This is a genomic window from Bartonella chomelii (assembly GCF_014138465.1).
In the GTDB taxonomy this organism is placed as follows: domain Bacteria; phylum Pseudomonadota; class Alphaproteobacteria; order Rhizobiales; family Rhizobiaceae; genus Bartonella; species Bartonella schoenbuchensis.
This window is the reverse complement of record NZ_JACJIR010000010.1, coordinates 1-19,457: the sequence shown is the minus strand read 5'-3', so window position 1 is coordinate 19,457 and position 19,457 is coordinate 1. Positions and strand designations below refer to the sequence as shown.

Here is a 19,457-nt window from a genome sequence, read left to right as displayed (position 1 = left end):
CTTTAGATACAACCCTAAACACACATATGAAAACAAAAAAATAAACCTACAAACTACAAGACACAAAAGGGAAAAAAACACACCTAAAACGTAAATGGTGGATTGGCTTTATAAATAAATAGAGTGTGTTTTTAAGATGAGGTTGGGTGTTGTTGTGGTAATTTTAAAATATTGTATTGCGAATTTTTTAATCATAAAGCACCTAAGTTTTAAGTATAAAATGTTTAAAAATAAGCTTTCCTTTGAAGATTATTTACGTCAAAGGGTATATTTAGTTTTGTACGTATAATTCATTTTGGATTGCTCGTAAAGTGGCAACAAAGTTACAGTTTGGGATAAAAATTTTGGGTTTGTTTTGGAATTTGGGGTGGTTTTGTTTGGAAGATTAGGTGTTTTGGTGGTAAAATTGAGAAGATAGAGGAGGTTTTTTTATTTGCAGTTTTTGGAGGGAGTGTAGAAATGTGTGAATAGTTGGTTAATTGTGTTGAAGTTGCAGGGATGTTTCTTGATTTTTTTTTGTGTTTTAAGTAAAATGGTAAGGGGTATATAACAACATATGTGTTTTTAATCACTAAAAAAGCATTATACAATTCGTGTTTTATTAACATTGTTTTTGTGTTAATGCAAATCAAATAAAAGAATAAATTTTACGACCTAATTTAAAATAACACTCATTAAAATTGCTTAAAAAGCAAGTTTAGCTTTGTATAAAATATTCTGAAAATGAATTTGATTGTTTTAAGAGAGTGGGAAGGTGACGTTGTGATTTTGCTCTTTTATATCACAATGAGAATTGTAATTATTTCCGAATCGGATATTTAAAAGACGTTTTAACTTATAACAAACAAACTTCCCAAAATACGCTCTAATACCCTCAAAGTGAAAAATAGAATACTGAATTATAAACTATCTATTAGAATATCAGGGTAATATTAGAAAAATATCTAATACCGTAGAACTTATCATATTTATGATAATTAAGTAATAGGTCATTTATAGTGTAGTTCCTGTCTAAACTTCATGATTTCTAAAAAACAATTGTTTTACGCATAATGTATTTTTCAGAAATTGAATTTGTGAATTTTATTAAAGAAAAGAGTAAAATTAAAAGTAGATATTTTCTCAAAAATTACGTTCTTGTCTTTTAAAAAACTCTTTATAGTAGAAAAAAGAAAATATTCAATTTATGGTATAATATCTTTAGTTATAGTCCACTAATGGGTACCAATTTTGTACCGTAAACAATTTTCCAAATAACACCAATATTAATCTATATGCTTTATTATAATGTATAAGCAGAAATAAATTCTAAAGAGGATTGTTTATGTATAAAATTGATTACAATAGTTATCGTGCTATACAAAGTTTTAATCGTCGAGTTCGTTTTTTAGTTATGCATTACACTGCGGTTAATTTTGAAACGTCCATCGCTCTTCTTACAGGCCCCTTAGTTAGTGCGCACTATCTTGTTCCTGATCCTTCAGAGAAAACTTATCTTGAAGCCGGCTTTAAAGATATCCGTATTTTTAACTTAGTTGATGAACATGAACGTGCATGGCACGCTGGTGTAAGTTCATGGAGTGAACATAATAATCTGAATGATACATCCATTGGAATTGAAATCGTTAATCTAGCAACCACTGAAAATGAAGTATTTACATTCCCCCCTTACAACCCAACACAAATTGATGCAATTAAAGAACTCGCATTGAATATTCTTCAACGTTATCCTGATATCACGCCAACTAATGTCGTTGGTCATAGTGATATTGCCATTGGAAGAAAAAATGATCCAGGTGCAGCTTTCCCATGGAAACAGCTTTATGAAGCAGGTATAGGAGCATGGTATGATGATGAATTAAAAAATTGTTATCAAAAAGAGTTTTGTAATTACACATGCTTGGAAAAAGCAAAAAAACAGGTTGCTGCTAAACTAAAGCAGTATGGATACGATACCTCAACTGCAAAAACTAAATGCGGATATAAAAATCTAATTCGAGCATTTCAGCTTCATTTTCGCCAAGAGAACTATAATGGAATTCTAGATGCCGAAACAACAGCAATTATTTATGCCTTGGTAGATAAGTACTTCCCCACCGCAGTAGTTTAAGTCATTTTCATCAACAGTAACTTCTTATATTTGCAAAGACTATCTAAAACTCTATTAACACTAAAATACGTTGTGATCATCTAAATTTATCTGTAACCATAATCGACCACGATAAACAGAACTCCGCCTTAACTATTCAAAAATTTACACTATGAATAGCTTTATTATTTTTAGCTTTAATATCGCGTAATGATATGTAAAATCCTTGATAAAAATAATGTAAAAAACAGGAAAAAGGACTTCTGATAAATCCACTTTTATTAATCAAGATGACTAAAAAATATAAAAATTTCTTGACACTAATCTCCCAAAGATTTTTTCAGAAGTTTAATGCACACACCACCACCCAAAGAAAATATTTATGCTGGATAAAGCAAAATAATCTCAGAAATCCACTGCACGCTTGTCGTTCAGCACCAGTTTAGAAATAACAAAAAAAATAAACACCAAAATCGACATTCTCTTCATATTCACAACAAATTCATATTCATTTGGATAGTGCTTTTATATCATTTTTAAGTTAAATACGCAAATAAATCATATTAAACTTAATTTACGCTTTTGATGCACTAATTAACAGTGTAACATACAAACTGTTTATACTGTTAATTACTCTCCAATTAAAGCACGCAAAAGAATATGCTATATATAAGCTGAAATGGACAGTTAAAAAACTCCCCCTTCCCTTTATTTGAGGGCAACATTATTCCTGTTTAATAATACTCTTGCTACTCTAAAAAGCACGCCCTTTGTTACACCTTCAAAACAATAAAAACCTATCATAAACTGAATTTTAGAATTATTAATTTTTAACACATTAGAATTTATAGGCCACACCAACACGAAAATCATTGGTTTTGTAATCAAGCTCCAATTTGTCCTTAAAAAATTTCTGCTTACCAAAATCTGAATAACGATATTCTGCACGCAAAATGACGTTATCAGCCATCGCAAAATCAATACCACCGCCAAGGGTATAACCCACCATCATTTTTGTTTCATCCGATAAATTAAAAGAGCTTATTTCCTTACCCGCTACCTCAACTAACCGTGAAAAGATGTCTTGAAGTTGCGCATAAGTAACACCACCCGCGATATAAGGCATAATACGATCAGCTACAAAACCTATACGCATTCGTGTAGCACCAGACCATTTTTGTCTTAAAGTATGACTATAAACTTCAATAGGTCTTTCTATTTCTGCCTCACTTGGAATCGTCTCTGTGCTACCAGCATGAGATGATCTCCCTCTAAATGGTGAAAATTCTCCTCCAGTTTGTTGTGATCTTCTTGTACGCCCTTCTTCCCCTCCCCGCCCATGTTGATCACTATCATAGAGCTCATAGAACCCTCCACTTCCTTCCCGTTGCAGAGGAATTTCATTTGCCGCTTGTTCTTGTAGAAGAACTACCTCCATGTCCGGTATTTCGTGTTGTTGTAGAAGAACCTCACCTACTTCTTGTCCTTGTAGATATACCCCATCCATTTCTGGGATTTCATGCTCCCTCTTATCAATAACTTTTGTATCTTGTTTATTAGACCAGACTATATCCGTATCAACACCTAGAACAAAACTATTCCCGAGGCTAACATTGGCTCCCGCATAAAGACCTCCCATAAAACCAGAAAGTTGAGGCAATGCATCTTTCCCAACCTGTGCCCATTCTCTACTAGATCCCTGTTTAGCGTATAGACTCCGATCACTTTTACTCGAAAAACCACCAATCTGGCCTCCAAGATAAAAACCATCCCAAGAGAAAATAGGCGCAGCAACAACTGGTGAAACAACAGAACTTGCTTCAACAGGCGCAACAACTGGTCTTGACTCTCGAGGAATTCTAATATCTGCTGCTTGTGTCATAGAAGCTGTAAACAGGGTGAAAATAGACGTGCCAATTAAACATTTCGTATTCATAAACACCTCCATAGATAACTTTTAAAACACATAATGGATATTATTCGCACATTTTTTCAAAAGAAGCTACAATAAAAATGATGCAATCATAAAAAAGTGAACTTTGTAGAATTAAAAAATAATTTGACGCTTATTTTAATTATCCGTGATAATGACTCCAGCCTATTAACAGCTCAATTTTATCTCGTGTATTTTCCTTCACAAGTAGCAAAGTTCATTCAAACCTAGAATAGTAAGTTTTCAATAATGAATCCAAACTCTTAGAGGATTTGGAGTTTCCAAAATCTATCAAAATTGTTGCAATTTAATAGTATTTAGAATTTCATTTCGACGTTTTAAATTAAGCCTTTTCTATTATCCTTATAATGTTAATTAGAATTTTATAGTCCTTTTCTTCAATATTTTCATAATTCTGCACAACAGGATATAGAAAACTAAAATAGAGTCATTCATAAATCGCGTAAAAATCAATAACATTCTTCACTGTACATTTCTGTGGATTTGCTCTTTTAAAGCACACTAACTTTTTTATCATGATTTTTTATAACAGAAATAATTTGACTGTTTTGGTGCTGTTTCATTAGGTTTTTAATCGTAAAGATTGGACAATCCATAAGGCCTTTTTTGATTTTATCCTAATAATTTTGGAGAGCGCTTTTATAAGCCTTATTATTTGTGTACAAAGCAGTCACATTAATTTTTTAGTCGTATTCCAATATTTTTGTACTTCAGTACAAAACAACAGAGTATCGGACTATTTAAAACTCTGAAAAACTTACTTATCATATTCGTTAGAATGAATATTGTTTTGCGCTCTCTTTAACTTTATTAGATATTCAAGTAGCTTATCATTATTTCAAAATTAAATCGTCAATATATAAAGTGATATGAAGCGTTATTTGGCCATTCATTCTCTCTCAATAAAAACAAACAAGTCCTTCTGCCTTTCTTGTCATTTTCTATTATAAAAATTTTTCCACATCTCAACAGTGAAGGCATAATCCTTTCAAAGGTATCTCTTTAAAGTTACAAGAAACTCTATAATTCTACTTTTCTTTTCTCACAAACGCATCTCTAATTTTTCAAAATTTTAATGAACTGATTGATAATAAGATGTTTATAAAGGTCAAACCAGCGCGCCAGTGTTTTATGATTAGAATAGTAACAGCAGTTTTGATTTATCTTATCAATGTAATTTAAAAATAATTCACACAAAGTGCAAAAAACACAATTTCATGAACCACGATTGTAGTCCACATACTAATCAACACCAAGGTTCAACGCATTCATAGCGTGAGATAATCAATCAGATAAAATACATTAAGTAAGACTATTGATACCTTTTTGGTAGAACTAAACAAAGCATAAACGCAAATTTTAATACAGCCCCTTCACATTATATGAAAGATTACTCTTAAGAGTTCTCACCTAATTTTCGTAAAAAATAAGGAGATTATGAAATATATTAATGATGGCAATAAATATGTCACAAGATCAAAATCAGCTCAAACATGCTTAGCTTTCAGCGTATTAAGGCGGTCACTGGTAATTGGGTATTAAAAGGTATTTTTTGCACCATACTCAAATAAAACCAGTCAAAGTAGAGCAAAAAAGAAATACTGGCTTTCACATAAAAAAATGCAGAGCAAATGAAAATTTTAAGTAAAATTGTATCAGCCGTAATCAACCATAACAAGTAGATTGAAAAGGTGGGCTAAAATTATCAATTAAAGAAAAAATCTATATATTACAATATGCTAAAGATGAAAAATGGTGCCGCATGCCGGATTCGAACCAGCGACCCCATCATTACGAATGATGTGCTCTACCAACTGAGCTAATGCGGCATAGATTTATTCATTAATCATCAAAATCAGTTCGAGGGTAATAACCAAAAGTATGCGCAAAAGCAAGTATGCAAATTTTTTATAAGAATTCACAAGACTCAGCCATTATTGGGATTGAAAAAGGAGATTTACGGGAATTAGTAATAAAGCCGTATCTTTTGCTTTTGGTAGCATAAAACACAAACAAATTATTTTACTCAATTTACACCCCACTTTTTAAAATATAAAAAGAGATTATGCTTTTAAAGTGGCAAAATAATGTTTAAATGCTTTTATGAAGTATAAAAATATCTGTTTTTAAAAGTGAAAAAAACTCCCTTGATCTCAGCATTTTAAAATGAAAAAATCTAGATGTAATATTTAAAAGAGTTAATACTTTAAAGTAATTTTTAGCCTAAAAAGAATGAAATTTTTTCAAAATTTTCGTCGATTAAAAACTTTAAATTATTTTTACTTAAATTAGCATGTATATTTTTTACATAATCGTGAAAAATATTTATTTGATGCATTTTAAAGGGAATTTTATTATCTTTACAAGGTTTATATTCTTATTATTACTTTACAAATATCACATTTACAAAAATAAGCTATTATATCATTTTTGGATATATTGTTTGTATGGAAGATTACAGTATTTTCAAAAACACAAAGAAGTTTTTTAGAAATAACCTCATGATGGTTATAGACAATTTAACCATTCCAGCGTATTTGGTACCCTTCCGTATAGGTTTTCCATAAATAAGGATTGGGAATAAAAATTGTAAAGAGCTTCATATTTTCAAATTAATCAGAATAAGTACTCAGCGTTTCTTAATAGATCTATAGTGATTATGAAATAGTACGTATATTAAAAAATAGAGGATTTTAATTTGTAGTTTTAAAGATAATAGATTTTAAAGAAGCTTTTCATAATCTACACTAATACTTGATCTAACTGTGTTGTAGCCCATATGATGCATTCGCACAGTGTGCACTATCAAATCAATATCAACGATTGATATTATAACAGTCAATATGACAAAATTGACAATATGAATATTGTTAATTCAAATAAAGAATACAAGGAGCCTATCCGATTTTATTATTTTAACGGAATATCCATATAACGCGTTAACAGAAATAGTTATAGTATTGGGCTATTTTTATAAAAGTTAAATACCACAAGAGTAATAAATAATAATGCTTGAAGAAAAAAACAATGAATTGAAGCGTAGTCTTCAAAGTCGCCACATTCAAATGATTGCTTTAGGAGGCGTAATTGGAACGGGTCTTTTTTACGGATCAACAGAAGCTATTCAATTAGCTGGCCCTTCAATTATTTTAGGCTATCTTATTGGAGGATTGATTGTCTATTTCATTATGCGAATGTTAGGGGAAATGTTAGCAGAAGAACCAACTTCAGGTGCTTTTAGTTTTTTTGCTTATAAATATTGGGGACATTTGGCCGGTTTTATCACAGGTTGGAATTATTGGTTTCTTTATATTGTTGTTAGCATGACTGAACTTATAGTCATTGGTTTATATCTTGACCACTGGATCTTAATTGATCATTGGAAATCAGCTTTTATTGTTCTTGTACTTGTTACATTGGTTAATCTTATTGATGTTCGTCTTTATGGAGAATTTGAATTTGGTTTAGCCTTTATCAAAATAGCTGCTGTTGTTGGTATGATTGTTTTCGGAATCTTTCTTATTGTCACTGGAATGAATGGCTCTCAAGCAAGCATTTATCATCTTTGGGATCATGGTGGTTTCTTTCCTTATGGGGCAATGGGGGTTGCACTAGCTACTGCTATAGTAATGTTTTCTTTTGGGGGAATAGAGCTTATTGGTGTTGCTGCTGGAGAGGCTGAAAATCCACAAAAAACAATTCCAACGGCCATTCGTAAGGTGATGTGGCGGATTATTATTTTCTATGTTGGTTCTATTAGCGTCATTATGATGATAATGCCATGGAATATGATTGGAAAAGGCAGTAGTCCTTTTGTTGCTATTTTTGAAACAATCGGCATTCCTGCAGCTGGTCATATTCTGAATTTCGTAGTGATTATAGCTGCCATTTCAGTTTACAATAGTAGCATGTATTCCAATGGGCGTATGCTTTATAGTTTAGCTGCGCAAAAAAATGCACCACGCATCTTTAGTAAATTGAATGCTGCTCGTGTTCCTTATATCGCCATTCTTTTTTCATCGGTTTGTACTGCAGTGATAGTTATTATTAATTTCTTTATACCAGAGAATATTTTTATCCATATTATGAGCATTACGACTGCAACAGCAGCGCTTACTTGGGCTATTATTATTGTTGTTCATTTGAAATTTCGAAAAGCGCATAAAGACAAAAAAGATCCGTTTGTTTATGGATTTGGTTTATATCCTTACGCAAATTATCTTTGCCTTTGCTTTCTTGCAGTTTTATTTGGCATTATGTTTGCAAGTGGTTTTAGAGAAAATGGGTTAATGATCCAACTTTTTAACACGATGGGAATTAGACAAACCTTTATTGAATCATACATCCCTGCACACATGCCTGATATGAGTTTGGCAGTTGTTATCATTCCCATATGGTGTTTACTTTTATTGTTGGCGTATAAATTGAAGCGATAACTCTAAAAAAGGCAATATCAATGAATTGATTGGAATAGATATTGGGGATAATAAAATTTGATAAGGTGACACAAGTCTTTGGTGATTTGTGTGTTTTAAAAAATATCACTGTACAGCTTACTGAAAGACGAATTGCAATTATTGGTGCAAATGGTTCTGGAAAAAGTACATTTGTTCGCCTTATTAATGGTTTACAATTGCCATCAAGTGGTTTTGTAAGCGTTGATGGACTGGATACAAAACGCGATGCAAAAGCAGTAAAACGTAAAGTAGGATTTGTTTTTCAAAATCCTGATAATCAAATCGTGTTACCATTGGTGCACGAGGATTTATCATTTGGCCTTAAAAATTTGAAATTAAGTAAGGAAGAAATCAAGCAACGTGTTGATGAAATCTTACAGCGTTATGATCTGCAGAACTTCAAAAATCGTGCAGTGCATTTATTAAGTGGTGGTCAAAAACAATTAATCGCTATTTCAGGCGTGATAGTCATGAAACCAGACTATATCATTTTTGATGAACCAACAACTTTACTCGATTTACGCAATAAACGCAAAGTTGCGCAAGTTATAGAAGAATTGCCACAAACAGCAATTGTTGTATCGCATGATTTAGAATTTTTAAAAAATTTTGATAGAGTATTAGTCTTTGATAAAGGAGAAATAGTTGTTGATGACGTGCCTTTTGTTGCTATCAAAGAATATACGATGAAAATGTCATGATCAGTCTATACCTTCCAAGGGATACATTTATTCACAAGCTTCCACCAGGAGTTAAATTACTTTTCCTTACTGTATGTGGGACCATTATATCTATGGTTTCATCTATACCTATTTTGTGCCTGTTTTTATTATTAGTGGTTTTATTATATGGAATTGCTAAGATTCCTTTGAGCAATATGGTAAGACAGCTTAAACTGATGAGCTTGTTTTTAGTTTTTATATTTATTTTTCAAGCTATTTTTAATAATTGGCTGACGGGTTTTGAAGTTATACTGCATTTTATCATTCTTATTCCTTTAGCATCACTTATCTCATTTACAACCAAAGTTTCTGATATGATGAATTCAATTGAATCAGGACTTCAACCTTTCCGACGCTTTGGTATTAATCCATCAAAATTGAGTATGGTTTTATCCATGGCAATCAGATTTATTCCAGTTGTTAGTGAAAAATTCAATGAGGTACGTGAAGCCCAAAAAGCACGCGGATTGGATACAAATATTATAGCTCTTGCAATACCTGTAATTATACGAATAATAAGGATGGCTTCAGAGGTTGCTGAAGCATTAGAAGCTCGTTCTTATGATAGTAATATTGATGATACACTTTCTAAGGATGATGGGAATACTCATATTGAAAGAATAGTTTGATGAATACGAAAGATCTGGCTTATATTGCTTTATTTGTTGCTCTTTATGCAATTTTAGGTCTTTTTCCCCCTATTTTTCTCCCCTTTTTTAATGGGGTTCCTATTACCACTCAGTCTATGGGGCCAATGTTAGCTGGGTCTATACTTGGAGCAAAAAGAGGGGCTTTAGCATCAGTATTGTTTCTCTTACTTGTTGCCATTGGTCTACCTTTATTAGCTGGCGGACGTGGAGGCATTGGTAGCTTTTTAGGGGCGGCAGGTGGCTATTTGATTGGTTTTCCAATTGCTGCATTTTTTATTGGCTTTATGGTCCAATTGCTTTGGCTGCGGTTAAATTTTATAACATTAGTAATCATAAATATTATAGGTGGTTTTGGGATTGTGCATCTTTTTGGAGTATTGTGGTTAGCTTATGTTACTAAGGTTTCTTTGTTAGCAGCTTTGATGGGCTCACTAGGTTTTTTAATGGGCGACTTTTTGAAAGTTTTGATTGCATCTTCTATAGCCATTACGATTAAAAAATCTGTTCCTCTGATTCATTCAAAAGAAGAGTAGTTAATATTTATTGCTAGGTGTATTTGCAAAACTTTTTCTTTAAAGCTACAGATATATCAAAGCTCTGTTAAAGTTACCTCAAAAGTATATTTTAGTTACTCTTACCACTACGCTTTTATTCATGCTTTTTTAAAATTCTGCTTTAATCAATAAGTTAAGCGATATTAACATTACGTTGAATAAAAAAGATCGATGTGTAACTTTACGTTATCAAAGGATTAAAACACCAACAAGAAAGCTTATTGATATAACATTAATATAGATCAGAAACGATAACGTAGCCCCCCTGAGAAAGTACTTCCCGAAAAACCAGCTTTGGTTAATTTTTGCTGATAAACCACATCACCATGCAGAGCTATTTGAGACGACAACTGAGCCTGCACACCCACACCTGCTTCCATAGAAGAACCAAACGCCCCTAATTGGAATGTATCTTTGAATTGCACAAACTGCTTACCTCCAAAGCTGCCCATAAGATGCAGCTTTCCATAAAAGGATACCGAACGCCCCTTTCCAATTTCAGTAAGGGCTTTGGTAAGACGCCCACCTAAACGCGTTGTTAATTGGCTAGGAGATCCTATATTAATATTAAAACCACCAATATCTCGAGCGGAATTAAACATCAAATATTGATAGATAAGCTGCATCTGTGGCTCAAAAACAAGGCCTTCATATCCAGTCAAGAAAGCTTTACCACTTGTCAAAGCTGCACGCAGTGGCTTACCCGTTATTGTTGCTGTTTTACCTTGTTCAAGTGTTTCTACATCCCCTCGAGATAAACCGTATGATAAAAGACCATTGACATAAAACCCCATATTATGCTGCAAACTAGCATAAGCCGTTACAGACCACTGATCAAAATTGCTTTTCTTACTTTTTTCAACATTTTGAGGTTGGAGTGATAATTTACCATAAGTGCCTATAACCCCAATAAATGTACTGCTCTGTTCACTCTCTAACCTATTCAAAAGAGCAGCCGCCTCTATTGCGTGATAACCAAACTTGCCACCATAACCATATTCTAAAGTAGACAAGTCAGAAGTGTAGTTGTGACTACCACCATAACCACGTACGAAAAAAGCCGGCTTTCCATTTAAAAATGGATCAAACGATGTCACCATCGTTCCTAACAGCTCAGTTTGATTGTTGATATCCATCAACCCAGCATAGAATAAAGCATTGGGCAAGAGCAGATAAGTTGGAACTTGTGGAACAACTGCTTTAACCCCAAACTTGATATATTTATTTTCAAGACGGAAATCCCAAAAATTTCCCTTACCTTTAACCAATCTTTGCCGAGGATCCGCTTTCCCAAATTCAGAGCCAGGACCATATGCAATAAGATGATATTGATAAGGAAAATTAGGCAGCACAACATAATCAGAATCTAGTACAAAAGAATTTTGCTTTGCTTTTCCAGAAACCTGTATAATTGATATACCCGGATCATTTTTATCCGTACTCACTTTTTCTCTTAAATGACCTGACATACCAAGCACATGAACCGTAGTGGTTCCAGAAACATCACCATAAATCAAAACTCGATCAGATTTTTGATCACTCGAGCGACTACCACCTTCCAAAGATACATTAAGATAAATCTGTGCACCACCCTCTTTTGCATTGTAAGCCTCACCTGACCCTTTTCCAATATATAGTGTTTGATAATCGTCTGAAGTTGGTCTTTCAAAAACAATAGCACTATCTTTAATCATCACAAATGAAACAGATGACCACTGTGGATCTTGAGTTTTACTTCTTGTTATAATCCATCTCGAACCGTTAGTTAAATAAAGTTCACCAGTATTTGCATCAAAAACACGAGTACCACCACTGAGTAAAGAAGCATCAGCCATAACTGTTACAGAAGATCCATTTTTAGCTTCTAATAATAAATCGCCAGAAATCTTTGAGTTTGATAAGGCAATATAACCTTCAGTGCCATAACTATAAATAGCCGTATTATCTGGAACAAGGAGAGTTGTTTTTTTAAAGAAAACAAGCCCCGATAAAAAATCACCTGGTTGCCTTCTCTCTTGGATGTGTTTTTTGTGGAAGAATACACCATAAGATGCTTCACCTTTTACTGTGATGGTTGAATTTTCAACATTAATCTTACTAATCCTAGGCTCTATAGACGATGCACCTGCACCTCCCCTTGCAACAGGATCAAAAGGTGCATTGTCAATTAAAAAACCGTGTGCACGAATAACATCAACATTACCATTCTTAAAATTAATCCAACCACCAAGACTTGCATGAAAAGCCATATTATTTTTCATACTGTCTGTGTTATTACCATGCCCACTAATTTCCACTCCATCTAAATCAGTAGTTCCTCCTAAAAACGATCTCACACCTGTTCCATTTATAAACTCAATCGACCCACTATTCATCGTACTTGTGGCAGCAGAAGAAGTAAACAAACCACTATTACGATCGTTAAATTGAGGATCCCCCAGCACGTTAATAACTGTTCTAACCAAACTAATATTTGAACCTGTATTAGCTGATATAACAGCCACATTCATTCCAGAAGATTCTGCATAAACTACTCCGCCACTTATTGCAATCATCCCACCGTTATCAACCTTAAGCTGCTCGAGCGAATTTTCAACCTGAGTATTTTGTATTATACTCGTCGGTTGTTGTCTGCTACCCACTTTCGCTTCCTGTATTATTTTAGATATAACATGAGAAGGATTTTCGGAGCCTACATTGGTGATAATCACAGTCTCACTTCTTGCATCAACTTTTCTTTCTTGTAAAGATTGTCTTTGTTGTAACACGATACGTACACGTTCGGCTGCACGTTGGGCTGCATTAACATCTATATTTTGAAAAAAACAAAGAACACTTACTGTAAAAACACACAAACACCTACGGTCTTTAAGCACTGTGATCACCATTTGATTATCCCGACAGAAATAAATAGAAATAATTTATAAAAATACTAAATAACCAAGAAAGGGCCCATAACATATTTTGAGCTGTTTTACAACATAATGTGCCTTACGTAGTATGCTTTATTTTAATTGTGTGTAAAAAAAGTCTCATTATGGGTTCTAGTATTTTTAAGGAAAAGGATAAAACAATGATTCCAAAACATATAATACGAGTAGCGTCTATTTTGACTGCAATAATGAGTTTTGCGACTTTTTCTTGGGCAAATGTAACCATTGAGCATGCTTCAGGTTCTACTTCTATTTCCACTTCTCCCAAAAAAGTTGTAGTGTTTGATCTTGCATCACTTGATAATATGAACCACCTTGGTATCAATGTAACAGTGGGTGTTCCTGAAGGTAAAAAGCCTGTATATCTGCAACATTTTGATGATGCACGTTATGAAAAAATTGGTACTTTTTTTGAACCAAATTATGAAAAAATTGCTACCTTTCAGCCTGACCTTATTATCATCTCTTCACGTACTCAATCCAAATATAAAGATTTATCAAAAATTGCCCCAACTATTGACTTGACAGTAGGAAATAAAAACTCTCTTAAAGACATCGAGCGCAATATTACTATTCTTGGAAAAATTTTTGGCAAAGAACAAGAAGCTAAACAAGAAATCAAGAAACTCAATGAAATATTAGCAAAAGTTCGCAAAAACACCGAAGGGAAAGGCAGAGCGCTGATACTTATGACCTCTGGTGGAAAAATAAGTGCTTTGGGCCCTAGATCACGTTTTGATATCCTTCATTCTAGTTTTGGAATTACTCCTGCAACAGACAAACTGATTGTGCAAAAGCATGGACAACTCATTTCACCTGAATTTATTTTCGATACAAATCCTGACTGGTTATTGGTTATTGATCGCGATGCTGCAATCGGGCGGGAAGGACAATCTGCAGCACAACTTCTCGATAATCAACTTATTCACCGTATAACAGCTTGGAAACAAAATCAGATCATCTATCTGGATTCTTGGAGCTGGTATCGAGCAAGTGGTGGTCTAACCGGATTATACGAAGCAGCAAAACAACTCAACGAAGCTTTTGCAAAAAGTAAATAATTTTACAAATAACTTGCTTACCATAAAAATAAAATTTAATAGCGGAGGTTGTTTTAACCTCTGCTATTTTCATTTTTCCTAAAGGAAGTTCAGTATGAAAAGTTACTGGATAGCCATAATAGTTATTGTTTTACTTTCTGTCGTAAGTATTTTTGTTGGTTATTCCGATGTAACACCTTCTAGCCTATTTTCAGGAGACCCGAATGCGTGGCTTCTTCTCTGGCAAACACGTATTCCCCGCACAGCTGCAGTGCTCTTAGCAGGCATGGCACTTGCACTCTCAGGTATGATTATGCAACTTTTTACGCGTAATCGTTTTGTTGAACCTTCAACTGCTGGAACCGTCGAATCTGCATCGCTTGGCATTCTTTTTGTTATGATTTTTGTTCCTAATATGCCTGTTCTTGGAAAAATGGTTGTTGCTACAACTTTTGCCATGGCTGGCACATTACTCTTTATGTTTTTATTACGCCAGATCCCTTTAAAATCTACCCTCATTGTACCACTTACAGGAATTATGCTGGGATATGTTATTGGTTCCTTAACCAACGCTATTGCCGATTATGAAATGCTACTTCCTTCTCTTCAAGCTTATTTGTTTGGTAGTTTTTCAATGATTCTTGATGGAAAATACGAACTGTTATGGTTATCCCTTCCTTTATGCATACTTGCCTATTTTACTGCCGACCGCTTTACAGTGGCTGGTCTTGGAGAAGATTTAACCAACAATCTTGGCCTTAATTATCGTGCAGTCATGTTGTGGGGGCTCTTTATCATTGCATTAATTACTGCTGTGGTTATCTGCACAGTTGGTCGTATTCCCTTTGTTGGACTCATTGTTCCAAATCTTGTTTCAAGTTACAAAGGCGACAATATGCACCGTAGTGCTCCTTGGGTAGCAATTAGTGGTGCAGGAATGGTGCTAATTTGCGATCTTTTAGGGCGAATTATTCACCCTTCTTTTGAAATTCCTATCAGCGTAATGATGGGGGTCATTGGCAGCTTTATTTTCATTTTGCTTCTTTTACACTGGAGAAAACGTTTTGGGTAAAAAGAAAGCAACTATTCTCGTATTAACAACGCTTATTGTCATAGCATGTGTTGTAAGCAGCCTTTATATGACATGGAACATAACTATTTATACGTGGACATTTCGTTTAACAAAATTAGTTTCTCTTCTTCTTATTGCTTATACAATAGCTGTTTCTACTGTTTTATTTCAGACAATTGTTAATAATCGTCTTCTTACTCCCTCTATTATGGGGTTTGATCAACTTTATATTTTAATTAAAACTGCTACCCTTTATTATCTTGGTTCTCTTTCTTTACCCTTTTTGAACGAAGAAGGACAATTTCTTTTTGAAGCACTTATTTTAATTGTTTTTTCAATAAGTCTTTTTCACTTTCTATTTTCAGGAAACTTTAGAGGATTTCATCTTACTTTATTAATCGGTGTTGTTTTAGGTGGATTTTTTTTCAGCTTGCGTATGTTTATGCAATTACAACTCAACCCAGATCAAATGATGAATTTAACTGACATCATGTTTGCGAATTTTAATAAATTAAATACATCATTAGTAAGCTTTTCTACAATCATTGTCCTCATCATTAGCTTGATTGGTTGGCGTTTGCATTATTTGCTTGATGTTCTTGCTCTCGGGCATGAAGCTGCTCTTAATCTTGGAGTTGATTACCGCAAAAGTGCTACAGTTATTCTCATTTTTGTTTTTATCCTTGTATCCATTTCGACAGCACTTGTTGGGCCAGTTACATTTTTTGGATTGTTAGTGGCTAACTTGGCTTATGAATTATCACCTCAGGCAAAACACAGTGTTGTTGTGCCAATTGCAATATTATTGTCCATCATTTGTTTGGTTGGTGGACAATTTATCTTAGAACAATTCTTAAATATGGGAGGACGTTTGAGTTTTATTATTGAATGTTGTGGTGGTATTGTTTTCTTAACTTTGTTGATGAAGGGAAAATTTAAATGATTGAAATCAATCATCTTTCCAAAACTTACGGAGCCAGATTGGTTATTGATAATTTATGCCTTCATCTACCAAAGGGGGGGATTATTTCTCTTATTGGTCCCAATGGTTCGGGAAAATCAACTCTTTTAATGATGATAAGAGGTCTTCTGCCAAGTGATAAAGGTATAATTAACATCGATGGTCTTGATATTTGTAAAACTCCCCATGATGTTTTAGCTAAAAAACTCTCACTTTTGCGCCAAGATAATCCTTTATCCGTCCGTTTAACCGTATATGATTTAGTGAGCTTTGGACGCTACCCTTATTCGAAAGGTCGATATAACAATGAAGATAAACAGTTCATTGACAGTGCTATCCGATATCTCGGTTTACAAGATCTAAAAACACGATTTTTAGATGAACTTTCTGGAGGACAGCGTCAACGAGCTTTTATTGCAATGGTCATCTGCCAAGATACTCATTATGTATTATTAGACGAACCATTGAATAATCTTGATATGAAACATTCCGTTTCTATAATGAAGCAATTACGCCGTACTGCCAATGAACTAAAAAAAACCATTCTTCTTGTCATGCATGATATTAATTTTGCATCATCTTATTCAGACATGATTGTCGCACTCAAAAACGGTAAAACAGCTTATTGTGGCAAACCAAAAGAAATTATACGTCCAGAAATTCTCAAAGAGATTTATGATATGGATATTCAAGTAAAAACAATTAATAATGTGCCCATAGCTCTCTATTATCAATAATTTTAAGATTCTTCTTTTAAACTTGCACACACTTTAAAATCTGCTAGAAACAATAAAGTTGCATATTGGGGAATAGTTTAATGGTAGAACAGCGGACTCTGACTCCGTTAATCTTGGTTCGAATCCAGGTTCCCCAGCCATTTTGATTTAACGATTTTAATTTATGCGTCTTTCTTTCAGGCTTATTAAAACTACAATTCTCTATCTCTAAAAACTAAATTCTTTATTAAATTCAAAGTGCGATTTTTAAATACTTGATTTTATAAAACAAATCTATTAACCTAAAGGGCACTTTTATAAAAAGTGACAATAATAATCTCACAAACATTATATCTATATATCTAGGTATGATGGGGTAAATAATGAGGGAATACAACAATGAAGCCAGAAACTATTGCTTCTACTATGCATTCTATAATGTTGGCTTCAACAACGATAGAGACAATGCAAGCCTCTAAAAATGGGGCCGAGCCAATACAGAAAATGGCAAAACCTATTCCTATTATTGAACCTATGCCTCATTATCCCCTTTCTGCAAATATCTCCGATATGATGGCACATATTAATGAGCTTATTAGTCAGAAAACGACAAAACTTGTTACAGAAATTGATCGCGTTTTCTCTTTAGAAAAACATAAAAAGCAATCAACTCAGCAAAGTGCAGTAATAGAACAAGAAGGATTCTATGAAGCAACAAGAGTAGTAGAAAGAGTAACTAATAATTAAATAGATTCGTAAAGTTTAGATCAGCACTCATAATAACGCTAAAGTAAGTTTGTGAAATTCTGATTTAATTGTTAAACATAATGTTTTTTTATTAACGTGATGCAAAATACAAATATAGCTTCACTGATTATAATCTAGCCGTTAGTAATGTGTAGCGGTATTTATATTTCTGTTACATAATCAAATTATATATAATTTCACTTCTTTCTAAACATGAGCGTAAAAACACTCGAGTAAAAAATATAACAAGAATTGTCCATCACAAAATTCTTGGCATAATATTAATTCAATACACCGCCGTACTCCTTTCTTTTCCCTCAGCCATCACCTTTTCTAACAGAGCCTTTCCTCCCATCACCCTCACCCCCGTTCCAACCCTTGAAATCTTCACCCCTCCCTCCAACGTCACCGTCCCACCCGTCATACTCACCCCCACCCCATCTCTCCCCTTCCCCTCAATCTCCCCCCCAGTCATCTTAAACGTCCCCTTCGTCACCCTCACCCCCGTCGTGAACCCCGTAATCCTCACCTCTCCATTCAACCTCACCGTCCCACCCCCCATATTCACCCCCATCCTCCCACTCCCCAATCCCGTAATCGACCCCCCAGTCATCTCAAACGTCCCACCCCCCACATTCACCCCCGTGCCACTCCCATTTCCCTCAATCTCCCCCCCAGTCACCTTTAACTTCCCACTTGTCACCCTCGCCCCCGTTTGCATATTTGTCAACTTCACCATATTCAACGTCACATTCCCATCCGTCATATTCACCTCCACCCCTGTAACCTTCCCCCCACTTCCCGTAATCGTCATATTCATCACAGTAGCCCACCCCTGTTTCTGCATCGTAATCCCCGTCCCCCCATTTGCTAAATTAATCGTCGCCCCTACCCCCATCACAGTAGCATTCCCCCCACTCCCCTCCACACTCACCCCCGTCTTGACATTCTGAAAACTCGTACCCCCCAACATCACAGTACTCTTCCCACTCCCCTTAAACACCATCCCCACCGCATGTATCCTCCCACCACTTCCCCCTCCCGTAACCGTAACCCCCTTAACCAACGTCACATCCCCCGTCCCATTCACCTCAATCACAGCACCCCCATCCTTCACCTCAATCTTCCCCCGATTCACAATAACAGAAGACCCTTCACCATCAGCCACTATCCCCTTATATACATCTGTAGCAGTGACATTCATCACCGTCAGCTTCCCTTGCTGGTACACCTTAATCGCCGGACTACTACTACTATCACCTGTAATCGTCAGCGGTTCACTACTTATCGTAATATCTGCCCCATTGTACACCTTCACAGCAGGCTCACCAGAATCCGTACCCATATTTATATTTCTTATATCACTCAGATTCTTCGTCCTACCCCCACCACTACTCCCATCACACTCGATTCGCCCCTCACTCCCATCCCCACCACCCCCATTACTACTCCCAGGACCAGCAACCCCCCCATTACAATTCTGTGATTGAGCATAAACCTCTTGAGCTGTACTAAGAGCCAGACCAGCCAGAACAGCTGTCGAGAGAACACATAAACAAACA

At 34.8% G+C, this 19,457-nt stretch carries 13 protein-coding genes and 2 tRNA genes; 11 read left to right on the top strand and 4 right to left on the bottom strand.

Annotated elements, in window-relative coordinates; all coding sequences use genetic code 11:
* Positions 1-1,324 precede the first annotated feature (1,324 nt).
* Positions 1,325-2,110, top strand: a complete 786-nt coding sequence (locus GGR10_RS06330) for an N-acetylmuramoyl-L-alanine amidase (RefSeq protein ID WP_182480396.1) — start codon at positions 1,325-1,327, stop codon at positions 2,108-2,110.
* An 817-nt stretch (positions 2,111-2,927) separates the two neighbouring features.
* Here GGR10_RS06330 and GGR10_RS06325 read toward each other — a convergent pair.
* Together GGR10_RS06325 and GGR10_RS06320 are read right to left on the bottom strand one after the other, a co-directional pair.
* Positions 2,928-4,025, bottom strand: coding sequence for an outer membrane beta-barrel protein (locus tag GGR10_RS06325; protein WP_182480395.1), 1,098 nt, complete (start codon positions 4,023-4,025; stop codon positions 2,928-2,930).
* 1,771 nt (positions 4,026-5,796) lie between these two features.
* Positions 5,797-5,872: transfer RNA gene (locus GGR10_RS06320), tRNA-Thr, on the bottom strand.
* A 1,179-nt stretch (positions 5,873-7,051) separates the two neighbouring features.
* On the opposite strand from GGR10_RS06320, the gene GGR10_RS06315 reads away from it, so the two are divergent.
* Genes GGR10_RS06315 through GGR10_RS06300 form a run of 4 tightly spaced genes read left to right on the top strand, consistent with a single transcriptional unit; the run spans position 7,052 to position 10,405 of the window.
* Positions 7,052-8,479: an amino acid permease gene (locus GGR10_RS06315; RefSeq protein WP_182480394.1), complete on the top strand. Its 1,428-nt coding sequence runs from the start codon at positions 7,052-7,054 to the stop codon at positions 8,477-8,479.
* Positions 8,480-8,520: 41 nt separating this feature from the next.
* Positions 8,521-9,201, top strand: a complete 681-nt coding sequence (locus GGR10_RS06310) for an energy-coupling factor ABC transporter ATP-binding protein (RefSeq protein WP_182480393.1) — start codon at positions 8,521-8,523, stop codon at positions 9,199-9,201.
* The gene (locus tag GGR10_RS06305; RefSeq protein ID WP_182480392.1) at positions 9,198-9,851 is read left to right on the top strand and encodes an energy-coupling factor transporter transmembrane component T family protein; all 654 of its coding nucleotides are present in this window, start codon (positions 9,198-9,200) and stop codon (positions 9,849-9,851) included. Before GGR10_RS06310 ends, GGR10_RS06305 begins: the two co-directional genes overlap by 4 nt.
* Entirely contained in the window at positions 9,851-10,405 is a 555-nt protein-coding gene (locus tag GGR10_RS06300; protein WP_182480391.1) for a biotin transporter BioY, read from the top strand. Before GGR10_RS06305 ends, GGR10_RS06300 begins: the two co-directional genes overlap by 1 nt.
* 263 nt (positions 10,406-10,668) lie before the next feature.
* Here the strand turns inward: GGR10_RS06300 and GGR10_RS06295 are convergent, their stop codons facing one another.
* Positions 10,669-13,314 (bottom strand): autotransporter outer membrane beta-barrel domain-containing protein, encoded by a 2,646-nt coding sequence (locus GGR10_RS06295; RefSeq protein WP_182480390.1) that lies wholly within the window; start codon positions 13,312-13,314, stop codon positions 10,669-10,671.
* Between the two features lie 185 nt (positions 13,315-13,499).
* Here GGR10_RS06295 and GGR10_RS06290 point away from each other — a divergent pair, with 185 nt between their 5' ends.
* From GGR10_RS06290 to GGR10_RS06265, 6 genes are all read left to right on the top strand, one after another.
* Entirely contained in the window at positions 13,500-14,420 is a 921-nt protein-coding gene (locus GGR10_RS06290; protein WP_182480389.1) for a siderophore ABC transporter substrate-binding protein, read from the top strand.
* A gap of 94 nt (positions 14,421-14,514) precedes the next feature.
* Positions 14,515-15,471 (top strand): ABC transporter permease, encoded by a 957-nt coding sequence (locus tag GGR10_RS06285; protein ID WP_182480388.1) that lies wholly within the window; start codon positions 14,515-14,517, stop codon positions 15,469-15,471.
* Positions 15,464-16,414 carry an iron chelate uptake ABC transporter family permease subunit gene (locus tag GGR10_RS06280; RefSeq protein ID WP_182480387.1) on the top strand — a complete coding sequence of 317 codons (951 nt, stop codon included), beginning with the start codon at positions 15,464-15,466 and terminating at the stop codon, positions 16,412-16,414. Before GGR10_RS06285 ends, GGR10_RS06280 begins: the two co-directional genes overlap by 8 nt.
* Complete coding sequence (locus GGR10_RS06275; protein ID WP_182480386.1) at positions 16,411-17,169, top strand: iron ABC transporter ATP-binding protein; 759 nt, start codon at positions 16,411-16,413, stop codon at positions 17,167-17,169. The genes GGR10_RS06280 and GGR10_RS06275 overlap by 4 nt, the downstream gene beginning before the upstream one ends.
* A gap of 66 nt (positions 17,170-17,235) precedes the next feature.
* A tRNA-Gln gene (locus GGR10_RS06270) sits at positions 17,236-17,309 on the top strand.
* Between the two features lie 238 nt (positions 17,310-17,547).
* Positions 17,548-17,895 (top strand): hypothetical protein, encoded by a 348-nt coding sequence (locus tag GGR10_RS06265; RefSeq protein ID WP_182480385.1) that lies wholly within the window; start codon positions 17,548-17,550, stop codon positions 17,893-17,895.
* Positions 17,896-18,181: 286 nt separating this feature from the next.
* Here GGR10_RS06265 and GGR10_RS06260 read toward each other — a convergent pair.
* Positions 18,182-19,457 (bottom strand): hypothetical protein (locus GGR10_RS06260; protein WP_182480384.1); only part of this gene is annotated, 1,276 nt, incomplete at its 5' end.

Coding starts and splice junctions, on each gene's coding strand:
- GGR10_RS06330 (WP_182480396.1), top strand. CDS start 1,325: ATGTATAAAATTGATTACAATAGTTATCGTGCTATACAAAGTTTTAAT.
- GGR10_RS06325 (WP_182480395.1), bottom strand. CDS start 4,025: ATGAATACGAAATGTTTAATTGGCACGTCTATTTTCACCCTGTTTACA.
- GGR10_RS06315 (WP_182480394.1), top strand. CDS start 7,052: ATGCTTGAAGAAAAAAACAATGAATTGAAGCGTAGTCTTCAAAGTCGC.
- GGR10_RS06305 (WP_182480392.1), top strand. CDS start 9,198: ATGATCAGTCTATACCTTCCAAGGGATACATTTATTCACAAGCTTCCA.
- GGR10_RS06300 (WP_182480391.1), top strand. CDS start 9,851: ATGAATACGAAAGATCTGGCTTATATTGCTTTATTTGTTGCTCTTTAT.
- GGR10_RS06295 (WP_182480390.1), bottom strand. CDS start 13,314: ATGGTGATCACAGTGCTTAAAGACCGTAGGTGTTTGTGTGTTTTTACA.
- GGR10_RS06290 (WP_182480389.1), top strand. CDS start 13,500: ATGATTCCAAAACATATAATACGAGTAGCGTCTATTTTGACTGCAATA.
- GGR10_RS06285 (WP_182480388.1), top strand. CDS start 14,515: ATGAAAAGTTACTGGATAGCCATAATAGTTATTGTTTTACTTTCTGTC.
- GGR10_RS06275 (WP_182480386.1), top strand. CDS start 16,411: ATGATTGAAATCAATCATCTTTCCAAAACTTACGGAGCCAGATTGGTT.
- GGR10_RS06265 (WP_182480385.1), top strand. CDS start 17,548: ATGAAGCCAGAAACTATTGCTTCTACTATGCATTCTATAATGTTGGCT.